This is a genomic window from Pseudomonas sp. SDO5591_S426 (assembly GCF_054070755.1).
The window spans coordinates 1-210 of sequence record NZ_JBSVXD010000452.1 but is presented as its reverse complement, the minus strand read 5'-3'; the positions used below and the strand labels follow the sequence as shown (position 1 = coordinate 210).

1 pseudogene is annotated in these 210 nt (G+C 56.2%); it reads left to right on the top strand.

What is annotated here, in order from left to right:
• Window positions 1-210: pseudogene (locus ACW9JC_RS30515) on the top strand (hypothetical protein); the annotation flags it as partial.

The following is a 210-nucleotide window of genomic DNA, read 5'->3' as shown; positions in this document are numbered from 1 at the left end:
GCGAGATCAAGTACGAATACGAAGCCAACGGCCAGTTGCACAGCCGCGACACCGGGCAACTGATCGACAGCGAAGAGTTCCGCTACGACGCCGCGGCGAACCGGCTGAACTTCAACACCAGCCAGTTTGATCACGTCAAAGACAACCGCCTTAAACGCTGGCGGGATCAGGAATATGCCTACGATGCGTGGGGCAACCTGATTGAAAAAC